Annotated in this window: 17 protein-coding genes; 10 read left to right on the forward strand and 7 right to left on the reverse strand. The window is 62.9% G+C overall.

The window, feature by feature from the left end:
- Positions 1-2 precede the first annotated feature (2 nt).
- Positions 3-1316, forward strand: a complete 1314-nt coding sequence (locus AC1DYC_RS04595; protein WP_477404334.1) for an SDR family oxidoreductase — start codon at positions 3-5, stop codon at positions 1314-1316.
- The gene (locus AC1DYC_RS04600; RefSeq protein ID WP_477404336.1) at positions 1313-1792 is read left to right on the forward strand and encodes a DUF2269 family protein; all 480 of its coding nucleotides are present in this window, start codon (positions 1313-1315) and stop codon (positions 1790-1792) included. The genes AC1DYC_RS04595 and AC1DYC_RS04600 overlap by 4 nt, the downstream gene beginning before the upstream one ends.
- Before the next feature lie 3 nt (positions 1793-1795).
- On the opposite strand, the gene AC1DYC_RS04605 is transcribed toward AC1DYC_RS04600, so the two are convergent.
- From AC1DYC_RS04605 to AC1DYC_RS04615, 3 genes are all read right to left on the reverse strand, one after another.
- Positions 1796-2377 carry a demethoxyubiquinone hydroxylase family protein gene (locus tag AC1DYC_RS04605; protein ID WP_477404338.1) on the reverse strand — a complete coding sequence of 194 codons (582 nt, stop codon included), beginning with the start codon at positions 2375-2377 and terminating at the stop codon, positions 1796-1798.
- A 19-nt stretch (positions 2378-2396) separates the two neighbouring features.
- Entirely contained in the window at positions 2397-3011 is a 615-nt protein-coding gene (locus AC1DYC_RS04610) for a glutathione S-transferase family protein (protein ID WP_477404340.1), read from the reverse strand.
- Between the two features lie 71 nt (positions 3012-3082).
- Positions 3083-4294, reverse strand: a complete 1212-nt coding sequence (locus AC1DYC_RS04615; RefSeq protein WP_477404342.1) for an NADP-dependent isocitrate dehydrogenase — start codon at positions 4292-4294, stop codon at positions 3083-3085.
- Between the two features lie 220 nt (positions 4295-4514).
- Here AC1DYC_RS04615 and AC1DYC_RS04620 point away from each other — a divergent pair, with 220 nt between their 5' ends.
- The 3 genes from AC1DYC_RS04620 (at position 4515) to murI (ending at position 6997) form a co-directional block, all read left to right on the forward strand.
- Entirely contained in the window at positions 4515-5363 is an 849-nt protein-coding gene (locus AC1DYC_RS04620) for an RNA methyltransferase (RefSeq protein WP_477404344.1), read from the forward strand.
- 80 nt (positions 5364-5443) lie between these two features.
- On the forward strand, positions 5444-6046 hold the full coding sequence (locus AC1DYC_RS04625; protein ID WP_477404346.1) for a DUF805 domain-containing protein: 603 nt from the start codon (positions 5444-5446) through the stop codon (positions 6044-6046).
- Between the two features lie 150 nt (positions 6047-6196).
- Complete coding sequence (gene murI, locus AC1DYC_RS04630; RefSeq protein ID WP_477404348.1) at positions 6197-6997, forward strand: glutamate racemase; 801 nt, start codon at positions 6197-6199, stop codon at positions 6995-6997.
- A gap of 39 nt (positions 6998-7036) precedes the next feature.
- Here the strand turns inward: murI and AC1DYC_RS04635 are convergent, their stop codons facing one another.
- Positions 7037-8419 carry an RNB domain-containing ribonuclease gene (locus AC1DYC_RS04635; protein ID WP_477404350.1) on the reverse strand — a complete coding sequence of 461 codons (1383 nt, stop codon included), beginning with the start codon at positions 8417-8419 and terminating at the stop codon, positions 7037-7039.
- 161 nt (positions 8420-8580) lie between these two features.
- Between AC1DYC_RS04635 and AC1DYC_RS04640 the strand changes: the two genes are divergently transcribed.
- Entirely contained in the window at positions 8581-8769 is a 189-nt protein-coding gene (locus AC1DYC_RS04640; protein WP_477284638.1) for a DUF3008 family protein, read from the forward strand.
- Between the two features lie 71 nt (positions 8770-8840).
- On the opposite strand, the gene AC1DYC_RS04645 is transcribed toward AC1DYC_RS04640, so the two are convergent.
- On the reverse strand, positions 8841-8999 hold the full coding sequence (locus AC1DYC_RS04645) for a hypothetical protein (RefSeq protein ID WP_477284636.1): 159 nt from the start codon (positions 8997-8999) through the stop codon (positions 8841-8843).
- A 433-nt stretch (positions 9000-9432) separates the two neighbouring features.
- On the opposite strand from AC1DYC_RS04645, the gene rpsD reads away from it, so the two are divergent.
- The 4 genes from rpsD to AC1DYC_RS04665 all read left to right on the forward strand — a co-directional run bounded on the left by rpsD (position 9433) and on the right by AC1DYC_RS04665 (position 12443).
- The gene (gene rpsD / locus AC1DYC_RS04650) at positions 9433-10050 is read left to right on the forward strand and encodes a 30S ribosomal protein S4 (protein ID WP_013895883.1); all 618 of its coding nucleotides are present in this window, start codon (positions 9433-9435) and stop codon (positions 10048-10050) included.
- A 124-nt stretch (positions 10051-10174) separates the two neighbouring features.
- Positions 10175-11068 (forward strand): tRNA 2-thiocytidine(32) synthetase TtcA, encoded by an 894-nt coding sequence (ttcA, locus tag AC1DYC_RS04655; RefSeq protein ID WP_477404352.1) that lies wholly within the window; start codon positions 10175-10177, stop codon positions 11066-11068.
- On the forward strand, positions 11058-11885 hold the full coding sequence (locus AC1DYC_RS04660) for an inositol monophosphatase family protein (protein ID WP_477404354.1): 828 nt from the start codon (positions 11058-11060) through the stop codon (positions 11883-11885). The genes ttcA and AC1DYC_RS04660 overlap by 11 nt, the downstream gene beginning before the upstream one ends.
- A gap of 147 nt (positions 11886-12032) precedes the next feature.
- Positions 12033-12443, forward strand: a complete 411-nt coding sequence (locus AC1DYC_RS04665; RefSeq protein ID WP_477404356.1) for a hypothetical protein — start codon at positions 12033-12035, stop codon at positions 12441-12443.
- 64 nt (positions 12444-12507) lie between these two features.
- On the opposite strand, the gene AC1DYC_RS04670 is transcribed toward AC1DYC_RS04665, so the two are convergent.
- Both AC1DYC_RS04670 and grxD read right to left on the reverse strand, forming a co-directional pair.
- Positions 12508-13776, reverse strand: coding sequence for a multidrug effflux MFS transporter (locus AC1DYC_RS04670; protein WP_477404358.1), 1269 nt, complete (start codon positions 13774-13776; stop codon positions 12508-12510).
- A 114-nt stretch (positions 13777-13890) separates the two neighbouring features.
- Positions 13891-14226, reverse strand: coding sequence for a Grx4 family monothiol glutaredoxin (gene grxD / locus AC1DYC_RS04675; RefSeq protein ID WP_477284628.1), 336 nt, complete (start codon positions 14224-14226; stop codon positions 13891-13893).
- Between the last annotated feature and the right edge of the window lie 122 nt (positions 14227-14348).

Here is a 14348-nt window from a genome sequence, read left to right on the forward strand (position 1 = left end):
TCATGCCCGATCGTCCTGCCAAGAAGGTGCTCGTCCTCGGCGGCTATGGACTGATCGGCGAAGCCGTCGTCGAGCGCCTGCTTGGCGACGGGCATCAGGTCACCGGCCTGGGTCGCGATATCAGGGACGCCGAACGGCGCTGGCCGGCGGTGCGCTGGATCGCGGCCGACATGGCGCGGCTGCTTGCCGCTGAAGACTGGCTGCCGCTGGTCGCCGGCATGGATGCGGTCATCAATGCCGCAGGCGCCTTGCAGGACGGCCCGCGCGACCGCCTTGACGCCATCCACCGCGGCGCGGTCGTGGCGCTGGTTGCCGCCTGCGAACAGGCCGGTGTCAGCCGTTTCGTGCAGATCTCCGCCATCGGTGCCGATCCCGCCTCGCCGGATGCTTTCTTCAGCACCAAGGGTGAAGGCGACAAGGCTGTCGCGAACTCCTCGCTCGAATGGACCATACTGCGTCCGGGCCTGGTGATCGCGCCCGTCGCCTATGGCGGCACGGCGCTGCTGCGTGCGCTTGCGGCCTTTCCCGGTTTCATTCCTGCTGTCATGGCGCGCCAGCCAATCCAGACCGTGGCGGTGACCGAGGTTGCCGAAGCCGTATCGCGTGCAGTCACCGGATCCCTGCCGCCGCGCCTTTCCGTCGACCTCGTCGAAGCCGAGCCCCGCTCGCTCGCCGATGTTCTAATTGCCTTCCGCGCATGGCTTGGCCTGCCGCCGGCCCGCATTGTGCCGATGCCGGCCTTTCTCGGTGGGATCGCGGCTGTTGTTGCCGATGGCCTCGGCCTGCTTGGCTGGCGATCGCCTCTGCGCAGCGCCGCCCTTGCCGCCTTGGCGCGCGGCGTGACGGGCAATGCCAAATCCTGGAACGAGATTTCGGATCAAAAACTGCAGCCGCTGGAGGCGACGCTGGCCGCTATGCCGGCTCACGTCCAAGAGCGCTGGTTCGCGCGCCTCTGGCTGCTGAAACCGGCCGTATTCGGTGTCCTCTCGCTGTTCTGGCTGGTCTCCGGCATTGTTGGCTTTATCAGGCAGGATGCGGCTGCCGGCATTCTGGTCTCGCATGGTCTGTCGCCCACGCTCGCACTCGGAATGGTGCTGGCTGGAAGCGTCGCCGACATCGCTGTCGGCGCCGCAGTTCTCGTTCGGTCCTTGGCGCGCCTTGCGCTGCTGGGGATGATTGCCATCACCTTGGCCTATCTTGGCGCAGCAACCGCACTTGCGCCCGATCTGTGGCTCGATCCGCTGGGGGCGATGGTCAAGGCTGTTCCCGCACTGTGCCTTGCCCTGGTGGCCCTCGCGATATTGGACGAGCGATGAGCCCCTGGGTCGACCTCCTGCGCTGGCTGCACATCATCGGCGCCACGGTGTTGTTCGGCACAGGCGCCGGCATCGCCTTCTTCATGCTGATGGCGCAGCGCACCGGCCGCGCCGAACTCGTCGCCCATGTCGCCGGCACGGTGGTTATCGCCGACACGATTTTCACGGCGACCGCCGTCATCGTCCAGCCCATCACCGGCGTGCTTTTGGCGCAAGCAATCGGCTGGCCGCTGTCCGAAGGTTGGATCGTGCTGTCCCTGCTGCTTTATGTCGTGACCGGCCTGTTCTGGCTGCCGGTGGTCTGGATTCAGATCCGGATCCGCAACCTGGCGCGAAAGGCGGCCAGCGAAAACGCGCCGCTGCCGCCAGAGGAAAAGCGCCTGTTTCGCATCTGGTTTGCGCTCGGCTTCCCGGCTTTCGCTGCCGTGCTAGCCATTCTCTGGCTGATGGTCACAAGGCCGGCAATCGCCCTTTAAACCTTAGCTCTGCTTCGCGGCCTTCAGCGCGCGCGTCATTCTGCTGGAATCACCCCAGGTGGACAGCCAGATCAGCACGTCGGTGGCGACCGAAATCAGCGAGCGCAAAACGTTCAGCGCCGGGCCGGGCGATTTCAGCTGCTCTTCGGCGTGATGGAGATGGGCAAGTTCTTCCTCGCGGATAGCCAGGATGATGCCGTGCAGGTCGCGGTCGCGGTTGGCCAGAAAGAAAAGCTGGTCGTCGAGGTGGCGATGCACCGCCGCTTCGACAGCTGCCGTGCAAGCCCAGATGCCTCGCGGGCCGAGCAGGGCAGTGACAAAACCCAGGAGCCAACCGCCCCAGCTCCAGAACTGCATCACCCGGCACGGTCGCGACTGCCGCACCGGCATGGCTGCGCGGAAGGCGGCGCAATGAATGCGCTCGTGCCCAAGCATCTCCGACAGGGAGGGCACGCAATCCGGCCAAAACCGCCTGGCGACCAGAATCTGGGCCGAATAGATCCGGATCGCGCCGAATTCACCGGCGTGATTGACCCTGACTATTCTGGCGATGGTGAGCGCGTTCTGGCGAGAAAGGTCAGCCATGGGCGCCCCCAACCTCATGTCAGCCCGCCGCCAGGCTCGGACGTTTCGCGATGCCGTCCCACCAGGCCTGGATAGCGGCGAAGTCAGCAAGCAGCTTTTGCCCCTCGGGGACCTTGAGGAAATAAGCGATGATGGATGCCGCATGCAGGTCGGCCAGCGTCAGCTGATCGCCGAGCAGCCACGGCCCGGGCGCTTTGAGGGCGGTCAGTACCCTGAGCACCGTTTCGGCCTGGTGCAGTCCGTTGGCGATCAGCGCCTCGTCGGGTGCTTCCTTCTCAAGCCGCTCGACGGCGACATCCCAGACCATCGACCTGTAGCCATAGGCGTCGAGCATGCCGATGATCTGGTTCATCGTTGCTCGGCCGCGCGGGTCTGTCGGCTGCAGCGCCGGACCGTCGAACGCCTCATCGACATAGCGGGCGATTGCGCTGGTCTCGAACAGGCGAAAGCCGTCATGCTCGAAGGCCGGAATGCGGCCGAACGGGTGACGCTCCAGATACCAGGTCGGAATGCCCTCGGCCGCGAAGATGTCGAGAGGCACCAACTCATAGCCGACGCCTTTTTCGGCGAGCGTCAGCCGCGCGATGCGGACGTAGACGCTGTAATCAGCGCCGTAGAGGATCGGCTTGGTCATCGATCAGCCTTCGCTGCTGCTCGCATTCTCGCCCAAAAAACGAAGGCTCCTCTCGGAGCCTTCGTTGTCGCTTATGCCATCGCCTTCTGGAGGTTCTCGTCGATCTTGTCGAGGAAACCGGTGGTCGACAGCCAGGGCTGGTCGGGGCCGATCAACAGCGACAGATCCTTGGTCATGAAGCCGCTTTCGACCGTCTGGATGCAGACCTTTTCCAGCGTGTCGGCAAAGCGCTTCAATTCGGCATTGTCGTCGAGCTTGGCGCGGTGCGCGAGCCCGCGCGTCCAGGCGAAGATCGACGCGATCGAATTGGTCGAGGTTTCCTCGCCCTTCTGGTGCTGGCGGTAGTGGCGCGTCACGGTGCCGTGCGCGGCTTCGGCTTCCACCGTCTTGCCGTCCGGCGTCATCAGCACCGAGGTCATCAGGCCGAGCGAGCCAAAGCCTTGCGCCACCGTGTCCGATTGCACGTCGCCATCATAGTTCTTACAGGCCCAGACATAGCCGCCGGACCATTTCAGGGCGGAGGCCACCATGTCGTCGATCAGGCGGTGCTCGTACCACAGCTTCTTGGCCTTGAACTCGGCTTCGAATTCCTGCTCGTAGACTTCCTGGAAAATGTCCTTGAAGCGGCCGTCATAGGCTTTGAGGATGGTGTTCTTGGTCGAGAGGTAGACCGGATAATTACGCAGCAGGCCGTAATTCAGCGAGGCGCGCGCGAATTCGCGGATCGAATCGTCGAGATTGTACATGGCCATGGCAACACCGGCGCCGGGCGCGTCGTACACGTCATGCTCGATCACCTTGCCGTCCTCGCCGACGAACTTGATCGTCAGCTTGCCCTTGCCGGGGAAGCGGAAATCGGTGGCGCGGTACTGGTCGCCGAAGGCATGACGGCCGACGATGATCGGCTTGGTCCAGCCCGGAACCAGCCGCGGCACGTTCTTCATGATGATCGGCTCGCGGAAGATGGTGCCGCCGAGGATGTTGCGGATGGTGCCGTTCGGCGACTTCCACATCTTCTTCAGCTTGAATTCCTCGACGCGCTGCTCGTCGGGGGTGATCGTCGCGCATTTGACGCCGACGCCCCATTTCTTGATGGCGTTGGCCGAATCGATGGTCACCTGGTCGTTGGTGGCGTCGCGGTGTTCGACGCCGAGGTCGTAATATTCAAGCTTCAGGTCGAGATAAGGGTGGATCAGCTTGTCCTTGATGAACTGCCAGATGATGCGGGTCATCTCGTCGCCGTCGAGTTCGACGACCGGGTTCGCCACCTTGATCTTCGCCATGGAAAGAATGCCTCGCTTTTGGGGAACGGAACGGCCTTGCCCGCATGGCTTTCGGCCGGGGATGCGGAGCGTATATCAAAGCCTATTTGGCCGCGCAAACGCCGATCCACGTCGAAAGCCGAGGTCGCTTGGCGACCCGCCATTTTGTGGAAGCTTCATTTTGACGGCCGAATGTGGCAGGGAACGCTGAAAATGCCGCAAACAGCAGTTCATTGAGATCATGTCCGCCGCGCAACCTCCTGAAAATACGTCCGCCGCCGGCCCGGCGATCATTCTGGTCGAGCCGCAACTCGGCGAGAATATCGGCATGGTTGCGCGCGCCATGGCCAATTTCGGCCTGTCCGAACTCAGGCTCGTCAATCCGCGCGACGGCTGGCCGAGCGAGAAGGCGCGCGCCGCCGCCAGCCGCGCCGACCATGTCATCGATGCCGTCACCGTGTTTGGCGACCTGGCTTCGGCGATGGCCGACCTCAATTTCGTCTTCGCCACCACGGCGCGAGAACGTGACGGCTTCAAAGCCGTGCGCGGGCCGGTCGAGGCGGGCAGGGCGCTGCGGGCGCGTCAGGCAACAGGCCAGCGCACCGGCATCCTGTTCGGCCGCGAGCGCTTTGGGCTCTATAATGACGAGGTCGGGCTGGCCGACGAAATCGTTACCTTTCCGGTCGATCCCGGCTTTTCGTCGCTCAACATCGCCCAGGCCGTGCTGTTGATGTCCTATGAATGGATGAAGTCGGGCCTCGAGGATGAGACGGCGACCAATTTCTCCAGTCCCGAAATGAAGCCGGCGAGCAAGGAAGAGCTGCACGGCCTGTTCGCCTACCTCGAAGGCGCGCTCGAAGCGCGTGGCTATTTCCGCCCGGCGCCGAAGAAACCCAAGATGGTCGACAATCTGCGCGCCGTCCTGACGCGCGCCGGTTTTGCCGAGCCGGAGCTCAAGGTGCTGCGCGGCATCATCTCGTCGCTCGACCGATTTTCGCCGGCCATGCCACGCGGAGACGGCTCGCCCGGAGACGATCCGAGGCGGCTTCCGGCCGCCGCGCGAAACCGGAAGACAGATCAAGAAAGTTAAGATCAGTAAGCTTCGAACGGCTGAAGTAACCGAATTTTATGTGCTTCTAATCCATTGTTGTCAGAACGATGGGGTGGCAAATGTTCACGTCCAATATCGGCCGCATGCGCTTCTTCTTCTACTCCCTCGGGGTGGCTTTCCTCGAGGCGATGGCTGCATTGGTGTGTATTGTAGGCACGATGGGCTTTGAGGGCTTCGTCAACTCCGCGCCTGGTCCGTCGCGGCAAGGGATGGCCGGAGCAGTGCTCGTCGTTTCGCTGCTGGCCGTGGTCATGCGCGGCAACATCGCCTGGCGGCGCAGCCGCGACGCCAACGGCAAGGGCTGGATCCTGTGGTCCTACATCGTGTTCTGCGCCATCTATGCGTTCCTGCAGGCAGGCACGCTGCTGGTCATAGATTTCAACAATCCGGAAAGCACGTCGGGCGGTCTCAACCTGCTTGCGCTGTCGATCTTTGGCCTTTGGTGCACGATCCTGGTGGCAAAGCCGGTGGCGGGCAGCAATATCGATGAGCTGACATCGGTTTTCGATTTCGAGGGCGCTGTTCCCTCGGCCAGCGGCCGCATGGCCACTAGCGCTGCGCCATCCCCTGCGCGCGCCGCCGCGCCGGCCACACGCCCGATGCCATCTGTCCAGCCGATGGGCCGGCCAAAGCCCGCCGGCTTCGGCAAGCGCGGGCTGTAGAGCGATCGCGAGAAGCGATCTTCGCTGGCACTGCGCAAAACTTGGGTGAATTCGCCACTTCAAGACCATGATCGTTGCGGATAGAACGGCATCGGCCACATCACCGGCCAGCCCTTCTGATCTCCAGCCTCTTTCCATGGTCCGACATCAATGAGCGATCGATCAAGCCACCGCCCGATCCTGATGTTCGATTCCGGCGTTGGCGGATTGACGGTGCTGCGCGAAGCGCGCGTGCTGATGCCCGACCGGCGCTTCATCTACGTCGCCGACGATGCGGCTTTCCCCTACGGCGCCTGGGAAGAGCCGGCGCTGCAGGCCCATATACTCGATCTCTTCGCAACGCTTCTCGACCGCTTTCAGCCGGCGATTTCGGTCATCGCCTGCAACACCGCCTCGACGCTGGTGATCGATGCGCTGCGTGACAGATTTCCCGGCCATCCTTTTGTCGGCACGGTGCCGGCGATCAAGCCGGCGGCCGAGCGCACCCGCTCCGGGCTGGTCTCGGTGCTGGCGACGCCGGGCACGGTAAAGCGCCAGTACACGCGCGACCTGATCGGCAAATGGGCGCAGAAATGCCACGTCCGCCTGGTCGGCAGCAACAATCTGGCCGGACTGGCCGAGGCCTACATGCGCGAGGGCTTTGTCGACGAGGAGGCCGTGCGCGCCGAGATCGCACCATGCTTCGTCCAGCATGACGATTTGCGCACCGACATCGTCGTGCTCGCCTGCACGCACTATCCGTTCCTGGCCAACCGCATGCGCAAGACCGCGCCCTGGCCGGTCGACTGGATCGACCCGGCCGAGGCGATTGCGCGGCGCGCTCTGTCGCTGCTGCCGGCTGTCGACGGGCCGTTGCAGCAAGGCGATCCCGACATTGCTGTCTTCACCTCGGGAAAGCCCGATTTCGCCATCAGCCGGCTGATGCAGGGATTTGGGTTGAGCGCACGCTAGGGCATTCTATGGCTTGCGGACGTTCGTCGCTCAGACAGGCTAGGCAGGTTGGAAGACGACGCTGCGCTGATCCGGATCGGCCGAAACCAGCCTTAGCGTCAGCCCGTCACCTTGGCCGAACCCGGAGGCCTTCACATTGGCAACGACAGGCATGTCCGAGAGCTGGACGCGCATGCGCTGGTCGACGACGTCGGTGACGACGGCCTTGAACGTTTCACCCTCGCGTCCCCTAAGCATCACCGCCTCGGCAAGATCGATGGCCGCGTGGTTGATCTGCGAGGCGCGGGCATCCGCGCGCCCCATCACCCTGGGCAATCTGGCGAACGCATCGGTAACGGCCTGGGGCACCGGCTGGCCGTTGGCGATTGCCAGCGCGCAGCGCACGACGTAACGATCGGCCAGCCGCCTCAGCGGCGCGGTGGCGTGGGCATAGGTCGCAGCCATCGCCTCGTGCCACGGCACTACGCCGTCCTCATAGGGTTGGTAGGATGCGCCGGAACCGGCACGGCGAATTTCCAGCATCAGCGCTGCCTGTTGCCTGTTGCCGGAGTCGAGAGTTCGCTGATAGTCGCGCAGACTGGTCGAAGCCGGCCAGGACAGGCCGAGAGCCTGTGCGGCGTTGCGCAGCCTTTGCACCTTGTCAGCATCCGGTGGCGCCATCACCCGGAACAGCCCGGTCCGGTGCGCCAGCATGGCGTCGGCAATCGCCATGTTGGCGGCCAGCGAAAGGGCGGCGTTGTCTTGCTCAGATTGCAGAAGTGGTCTGAACGCAAGCTGGAATGTGCCATCGGCGAGCTGTTCCACCTCTTGTTCGGGCGGGTCGACGCGGGAAGCGCCGCGACGCTCTTCGGCTGCCGCCATGCGTCGCGCAATTTCCGAGAAGCCCGCCGGAACGTCGGAGGTTTGTACGCTGTCATAGGCGAGCTTGGCGCGGCTTTTAATGATTGCGCGTTCGGCGCCATCCAGCTTTACCGCGCCGTCCGCAGCGATCCGAACCGTGAAGATAACAGCGGCGCGCGGTCCGCTGGGCAACAGGCTGGCGGCCCCCTCGGCAAGCACCGGGGGATAGAGCCCGGCCTTGCCGTCCGGCAAATACAGGGTCTCGCCGCGCGCCCAGGCTTCAAGGTCCACCGCGTCGCCGTCCTCGACGAACCAGGCCACGTCGGCAATGGCATAGTGCAACAGAAGGTCGCTGCCGCTCGCCTCGATCGAAAACGCCTGATCAAGATCGGTGGAGGTCGCCGGGTCGAGTGTCACGAAAGGCATCGCCGTTCGGTCGGCATGCTGGCTGGGCACCCGCTTGGCCGCCGTCTGCGCCAGGGCCGTGACGTTGGGCGGAAACCCGTCCGGCACATGGAACTCGGTACGGATTTTTGCGAGGCCGTCAGCGAGTGCCTGCGGGGGATCGGTCAACGTTTTCATGGCGCCGTCCTACACTGGCGTTCCGGACACGGGAAGGCCGATTTGCCTGCAGCCTGGCCGGCCATAGGCAGACACGGATGCTGGCCGGGATGTCACCGCCGGAGCTGGAACCGTCACCGAAGCGCAACGTTTCTACTTCTGGCAGCAAAGGAGGAACCGACATGCCTGCAAAATCACAAGCGCAGCAAAAGGCCGCCGGCGCCGCGCTTTCGGCCAAACGCGGCGAAACCAAGAAAGGCGAACTCATAGGCGCTGCACGCGAAATGTATGAATCGATGAGCGAAAAGCAGCTTGAGGAATTCGCCGAGACCAAGCGCAAGGGCCTGCCTCAGAAGAAATCGGCTGACTGAGCCCCGAACCAATCCAAACAAAAAGCCCGCGGCCGAGACCGCGGGCTCTTCAGTTCAGGCCGAAGCCGAAACTACCAGCGCCACCAGCAGCGCTTCACCTTGTAGCGGATGACCTTCTTGTGGCCGTGCCGCCAGACAACCTTCTTCTTCACCACGATGCGGCAGACCTGGTGATGTTTGTGACCGTGCCAATGCCTGGCCATCGCCGGCTCGGGGACGGCAATCGACATCGATCCTGCCAGGACGGCTGCACTTACCAACGAAAGGAAGAATTTTTTCATACGACTTTTGGCTCCTCTGGCTCCAGTCCCTTCCTAATGCCGTCGGTAACGACCCCGCCACATCCGGCACCGCACTTAACGTCGGAAATGCTATCTGGTTGCCGCAGCCGCCGCCAGCAGCGAGCTTGACACCGGTTAAATCTCCGTTTAACGAGCCCACCAACACCGGGCCGCAATGCCCGGTGGTTTCTTTTGCATGGCAAGAACCCAGGGAAAACAGGTTTATCGTTTCCTTGGTCTTGTTAAACTGACGTGTCCCGTGGGTTTTCCATCGCATTGCGTGGAAAACCCTGTCAGGTCTCGAAAACGGAGGCCAGAGGAGGGCGCGTTTCCTTCACCCGGACCATGAGGTTCCGGGTGGTTTGTTTTGAAAGGGAATGCGATGAGCAAGCGCGAATCCGCGAAGTACAAGATCGACCGCCGTCTCGGCGAAAACATCTGGGGCCGCCCGAAGTCCCCGGTCAACAAGCGTGAATACGGCCCCGGCCAGCACGGCCAGCGCCGCAAGGGCAAGCTTTCCGATTTCGGCCTGCAGCTGCGCGCCAAGCAGAAGCTGAAGGGTCACTACGGTGACGTCTCCGAAAAGCAGTTCCGCAAGGTCTATGAAGAGGCCGACCGCCGCAAGGGCGACACCTCGGAGAACCTGATCGGCCTGCTCGAGTCGCGCCTGGATGCGGTCGTCTACCGCGCCAAGTTCGTGCCGACCATCTTCGCCGCCCGCCAGTTCGTCAACCACGGCCACGTCAACGTCAACGGCAAGCGCGTCAACATCGGCTCGTACCGCTGCAAGCCGGGCGACGTCGTCGAAGTGCGCGAAAAGTCGAAGCAGCTGGTCATCGTTCTGGAATCGGTCGGCCTCGCCGAACGCGACGTGCCGGACTACATCGAAGCCGATCACAACAAGATGGTCGCGACCTTCTCGCGCATCCCCGGCCTGGCTGACGTTCCGTTCGCCGTGCAGATGGAACCGAACCTGGTCGTCGAATTCTATTCGCGCTGATCGGCTTCTTTCCTTCAGACATCAAAGGCCGCCCATCGAGGCGGCCTTTTCTTTGGGCATCGCGCTTTGCGATTTTGCGGCCAATGCGCTAATGCGGGCGCAACAGGATTTGGGCCGACGCGCCATGAACATGCTGCCAAACGCCGATCTGCTTGAACCGGCTGCCGACGCCGAAGGCGGCTTCCATCCGCTATTTGCCGACGTGCCGTCCTCGGTCGAATTCAACAAGCTGCGCAAGCGGCTGTTGCGGCTGACCCGCCAGGCGATCGAGGATTTCGCCATGGTCAGGCCCGGCGATCGCTGGCTGGTGGCGCTATCCGGCGGCAAGGATTCCTACGGCCTGCTCGCCGTGTTGCTTGATCTCAAATGGCGCGGGCTGCTGCCGGTCGACCTTCTGGCCTGCAATCTCGACCAGGGCCAGCCGAATTTCCCGAAGCACATTTTGCCCGATTACCTCAATGCGCATGGCATTGCCCATCGCATCGAGTACCAGGACACCTATTCGGTGGTCACCGACAAATTGCCTCAGGGCAGCACCTATTGTTCGCTGTGCTCGCGGCTGCGGCGCGGCCACCTCTACCGCATCGCGCGCGAAGAGGGCTGTTCGGCGCTGGTGCTCGGCCACCATCGCGAGGATATCCTCGAAACCTTCTTCATGAACCTGTTCCATGGCGGCCGTCTCGCCGCCATGCCGCCAAAACTGCTGAATGACGACGGCGACGTCATGGTGCTGAGGCCGCTGAGCTACTGCGCCGAGGCGGACCTGGAAAAATTCGCCGCCGCGATGAAATTTCCGATCATTCCCTGCGATCTCTGTGGCAGCCAGGAAGGCCTGCAGCGCAACGCCACGAAGGCGATGCTGGACGACATGGAAAAGCGCATGCCGGGCCGAAAGGACACGATGCTGCGCGCGCTGTCCAACACCAGACCGTCGCATCTGCTTGACCGCAAACTGTTCGATTTCGCTGCCCTCAACGGCAGCCTCAGCGCAGGACAAGACATTTCCGATGACATTTGACGACCGTGCGATCGACTGGCTGGCCGAGCTTCTCGCTGATGCAGCCAGGGCCGAAATCATGCCGCGCTTTCGCCGGCTGGGCGAGGGCGATGTCCGCCAGAAGACCTCGGCGGCCGATCTGGTGACCGAGGCCGACCTCAATGCCGAGCGGCTGATTACGGCAAGACTGCTCGAGCGCTACCCCCAGGCGATGATCGTCGGTGAGGAGGCCTGCTCCGACAATCCGGCGCTGCTCCAGGGGCTCGGCGATGCCGATCTCGCCTTCGTCGTCGACCCCGTCGACGGCACCTTCAACTTCGCCTCCGGCGTGCCGCTGTTCGGCGTCATGCTAAGCGTCGTGATCAAGGGCGAGACAGTGGCCGGCATCATCCATGATCCTGTCGGCAAGGACTGGCTGATCGGCGCCAAGGGCGCCGGCAGCCACATCCGCCACGCGCATGGCGCGCTGGAGAAGGTACATGTCGCAAATGCCGTGCCGATCTCGCAAATGACGGGTTCGGTGTCCTGGCAATATCTGGCGGAACCGCAGCGCTCGCTTCTGGCCCGCAACCAGACCAAGACGCTGTCGCAGTTCGGCTATCGGTGCGCGGCGCATGAATACCGGCTGCTGGCGAGCGGCCATGCGCATTTCGTCGTCTACAACAAGCTGATGCCGTGGGACCATCTGGTCGGCGTGCTGATCCATGCCGAGGCCGGTGGCTACACCGCTCGCATCGACGGCAGCGCCTATTTGCCGTCGCACGTCGATGGCGGCATTCTTGTCGCGCCCGACCGCGAAAGCTGGCAGGAGTTGCGCAGGGAACTCTGGGCGCAATAATCGGCAATACCGGGACCGGTCTTCTCCCTTGACCAGGATTTTTTCCGAGCCGAAGATCAACCAAGCAAAAACTGGTTCCGATATTGGGAACTGGCGGTTGGCTTCATCGCATTTGCTTTGTCGATTGTGCGAAATCGGAGATTCGGGATGAACAGTCGGTCCGCGCTTGTTGCAACTGCGCTTGCACTTGCCTTGGCCGCCGCCGGCGCCACCGAGGCAAGATCGCAGGAACGCGCGTGCGGTAGTCGCGATCCCGTCGATAGCATAGACGAGATGTTTTCCGCGATCTTTGCCTGTTGGCAGCCGCCGCCTGGAAGTGCTGGCATGACCCTGACGCTGAGTTTCTCAATTCGCAAAAACGGCACGCTGATGGGCAAACCGCGCGCCACTTTCTCCCATATGGGGGATGATGCCTCGCTCAACCGGGTCTTTGTGTCATCCGTGCTCGAAGCTCTCGACAAGGCTCTGCCGATGCCTCTTTCGGACAGCATGGGTGGCGCCATCGCAGGGCGCCCGCTGTTCCCTCGTTTCACGGCCGTGATTGGAGGCGCATCCTGAAGCGCGTCGCTTAAAGGTGGCTGCGGTTTTGAGACAAACAAAACTCGAAGCGTAGAACAGCCGCTCAATGCAGGTCGGTGACGTGCCCTGAAATGGGTGGGTTGTGCGGCTGGAACATCCTGCCGCGCTCGGCGATCAGGATCATCAGCAGCGCTGCGACCGAGACGCTGCAGAAGCCGGCGGCCAGCGGCGTCACCGTGCCGTTGAAGGCCTGGCCGATCAGCGTGCCGAGAATGCCGCCGAGAAACGTCTGCATGAAGCCCAGGATCGACGACGCCGTGCCGGCCAGTTGGCCGAGCGGCTCCATGGCGAGCGCGTTGAAATTGGCGCCGAGCGCGCCGAACGGGATCATCGCGCTGGCGAAGAAGGTGATGAACAGCCAGAGCGGCATCTTCATTTCAAGCGAAACGGTGAGCCAGGCAAGGCTGATCACCAGGAACAGCAGCAGTGCGCTCTGTGACAGGCGGCGCATGCCGATGCGGCCGACCAGGCGCGAGTTGAGGTAATTCGAAAAAGCAAGAACGCCGGCGACACCTGCGAAGATGACCGGAAACATCTCGCCGACATGGAAAATGTCGACATAGATCTGCTGTGCCGAGGCAATGAAGCCGAACATGGCGGCGAAAATGAAGGTGCTGGCAAAGGCGTAGCAAAGCGCGATGCGGTTGGTGAGCACGATGCGGAAACCGCCGACGACGGAGGAAACGGTCAACGGCCGGCGATATTCCGGATGCAGCGTTTCCGGCAGCCGCAGCAGCGACCAGGCCGACACGATCAGCGCTCCGACCGCCATGGTGACGAAGATCCAGTGCCAGCTTGCGAACAGCATGATGAACTGGCCGATCCCCGGCGCGATCACCGGGATGGCCATGAACACCATGAAGATCAGCGACATCACCTCGGCCATGCGCCGGCCGTCGAACGTGTCGCGCACGATCGAGACGGCGATGACGCGCGTGGCCGCCGCACCGATGCCTTGCACCAGCCGGCACATGAGCAGGATAGCGAATGACGGGGCGATGGCGGCAGCCGCCGCCGCCACGACGTAAATCGCCAGCCCGACGACCAGCGGCGCGCGGCGCCCGAACCGGTCCGAGATCGGGCCGAAGAAAAGCTGTCCGCCGCCGAAGCCCAGGATATAGGCGGTGATGACATACTGCCGGTGGTTTTCATTCTCGACGCCGAGCGTGGCGCCGATCTGCTGCAGCGCCGGCAGCATGATATCGATGGCCAGCGAGTTCAGCGCCATCAGCGCCGCGCACAGCGCGATGAATTCCCAGCGCGGAATAGGCAATTTGCTTGCCTGTTGCGGCGCTTGTGACTGCTGGTCCACGGCGGGTCCGATCTTCAAAACGAATATGCGCCGGCATGCCGGCGCATCGGTTCGTCCTCACCCCGATAGGGAGGTAACATTTGCCGGGGCGGAGCTGCCCGAGCTAAGCCAGAATCAGGCGGTGGCTTTGACGCTGACGCCCTTTTCGACGAGGAACGTCTGTAGTTCGCCCGCCTGGAACATTTCGCGGATGATGTCGCAGCCGCCGACGAATTCGCCCTTGACGTAGAGCTGCGGGATCGTCGGCCAGTTCGAGTATTCCTTGATGCCCTGGCGCAGTTCGGCCGAGGTCAGCACGTCGACGCCCTTGTAGTCGGCGCCGAGGTAATCGAGAATCTGCACCACCTGGCCGGAAAAGCCACACTGCGGAAAACCGGGCGTGCCCTTCATGAAAAGGACAACGTCGTTGCCCTTCACTTCGCTGTCGATGTAGTCGTTGATGCCGCTCATGGAATATCCTTTCACGCCTGTGGGAGTCAGGCTCGAAGCATAGCCATCAAATAAACCCATAGATGGGCCGAAACAAGATGTTTGCGCCGCTGCCGCGGAAATGGCGCAAAGGATCGCCTGTC

Source organism: Mesorhizobium sp. P2_E7 (assembly GCF_056403855.1).

Bases quoted from the DNA above. Each gene is read 5' to 3' on its own strand.
- AC1DYC_RS04620 (WP_477404344.1), top strand. From the start codon at position 4,515: ATGTCCGCCGCGCAACCTCCTGAAAATACGTCCGCCGCCGGCCCGGCG.
- murI (WP_477404348.1), top strand. From the start codon at position 6,197: ATGAGCGATCGATCAAGCCACCGCCCGATCCTGATGTTCGATTCCGGC.
- AC1DYC_RS04600 (WP_477404336.1), top strand. From the start codon at position 1,313: ATGAGCCCCTGGGTCGACCTCCTGCGCTGGCTGCACATCATCGGCGCC.
- ttcA (WP_477404352.1), top strand. From the start codon at position 10,175: ATGAACATGCTGCCAAACGCCGATCTGCTTGAACCGGCTGCCGACGCC.
- AC1DYC_RS04640 (WP_477284638.1), top strand. From the start codon at position 8,581: ATGCCTGCAAAATCACAAGCGCAGCAAAAGGCCGCCGGCGCCGCGCTT.
- AC1DYC_RS04610 (WP_477404340.1), bottom strand. From the start codon at position 3,011: ATGACCAAGCCGATCCTCTACGGCGCTGATTACAGCGTCTACGTCCGC.
- AC1DYC_RS04635 (WP_477404350.1), bottom strand. From the start codon at position 8,419: ATGAAAACGTTGACCGATCCCCCGCAGGCACTCGCTGACGGCCTCGCA.
- AC1DYC_RS04595 (WP_477404334.1), top strand. From the start codon at position 3: ATGCCCGATCGTCCTGCCAAGAAGGTGCTCGTCCTCGGCGGCTATGGA.
- rpsD (WP_013895883.1), top strand. From the start codon at position 9,433: ATGAGCAAGCGCGAATCCGCGAAGTACAAGATCGACCGCCGTCTCGGC.
- grxD (WP_477284628.1), bottom strand. From the start codon at position 14,226: ATGAGCGGCATCAACGACTACATCGACAGCGAAGTGAAGGGCAACGAC.
- AC1DYC_RS04625 (WP_477404346.1), top strand. From the start codon at position 5,444: ATGTTCACGTCCAATATCGGCCGCATGCGCTTCTTCTTCTACTCCCTC.
- AC1DYC_RS04645 (WP_477284636.1), bottom strand. From the start codon at position 8,999: ATGTCGATTGCCGTCCCCGAGCCGGCGATGGCCAGGCATTGGCACGGT.
- AC1DYC_RS04660 (WP_477404354.1), top strand. From the start codon at position 11,058: ATGACATTTGACGACCGTGCGATCGACTGGCTGGCCGAGCTTCTCGCT.
- AC1DYC_RS04665 (WP_477404356.1), top strand. From the start codon at position 12,033: ATGAACAGTCGGTCCGCGCTTGTTGCAACTGCGCTTGCACTTGCCTTG.
- AC1DYC_RS04605 (WP_477404338.1), bottom strand. From the start codon at position 2,377: ATGGCTGACCTTTCTCGCCAGAACGCGCTCACCATCGCCAGAATAGTC.
- AC1DYC_RS04615 (WP_477404342.1), bottom strand. From the start codon at position 4,294: ATGGCGAAGATCAAGGTGGCGAACCCGGTCGTCGAACTCGACGGCGAC.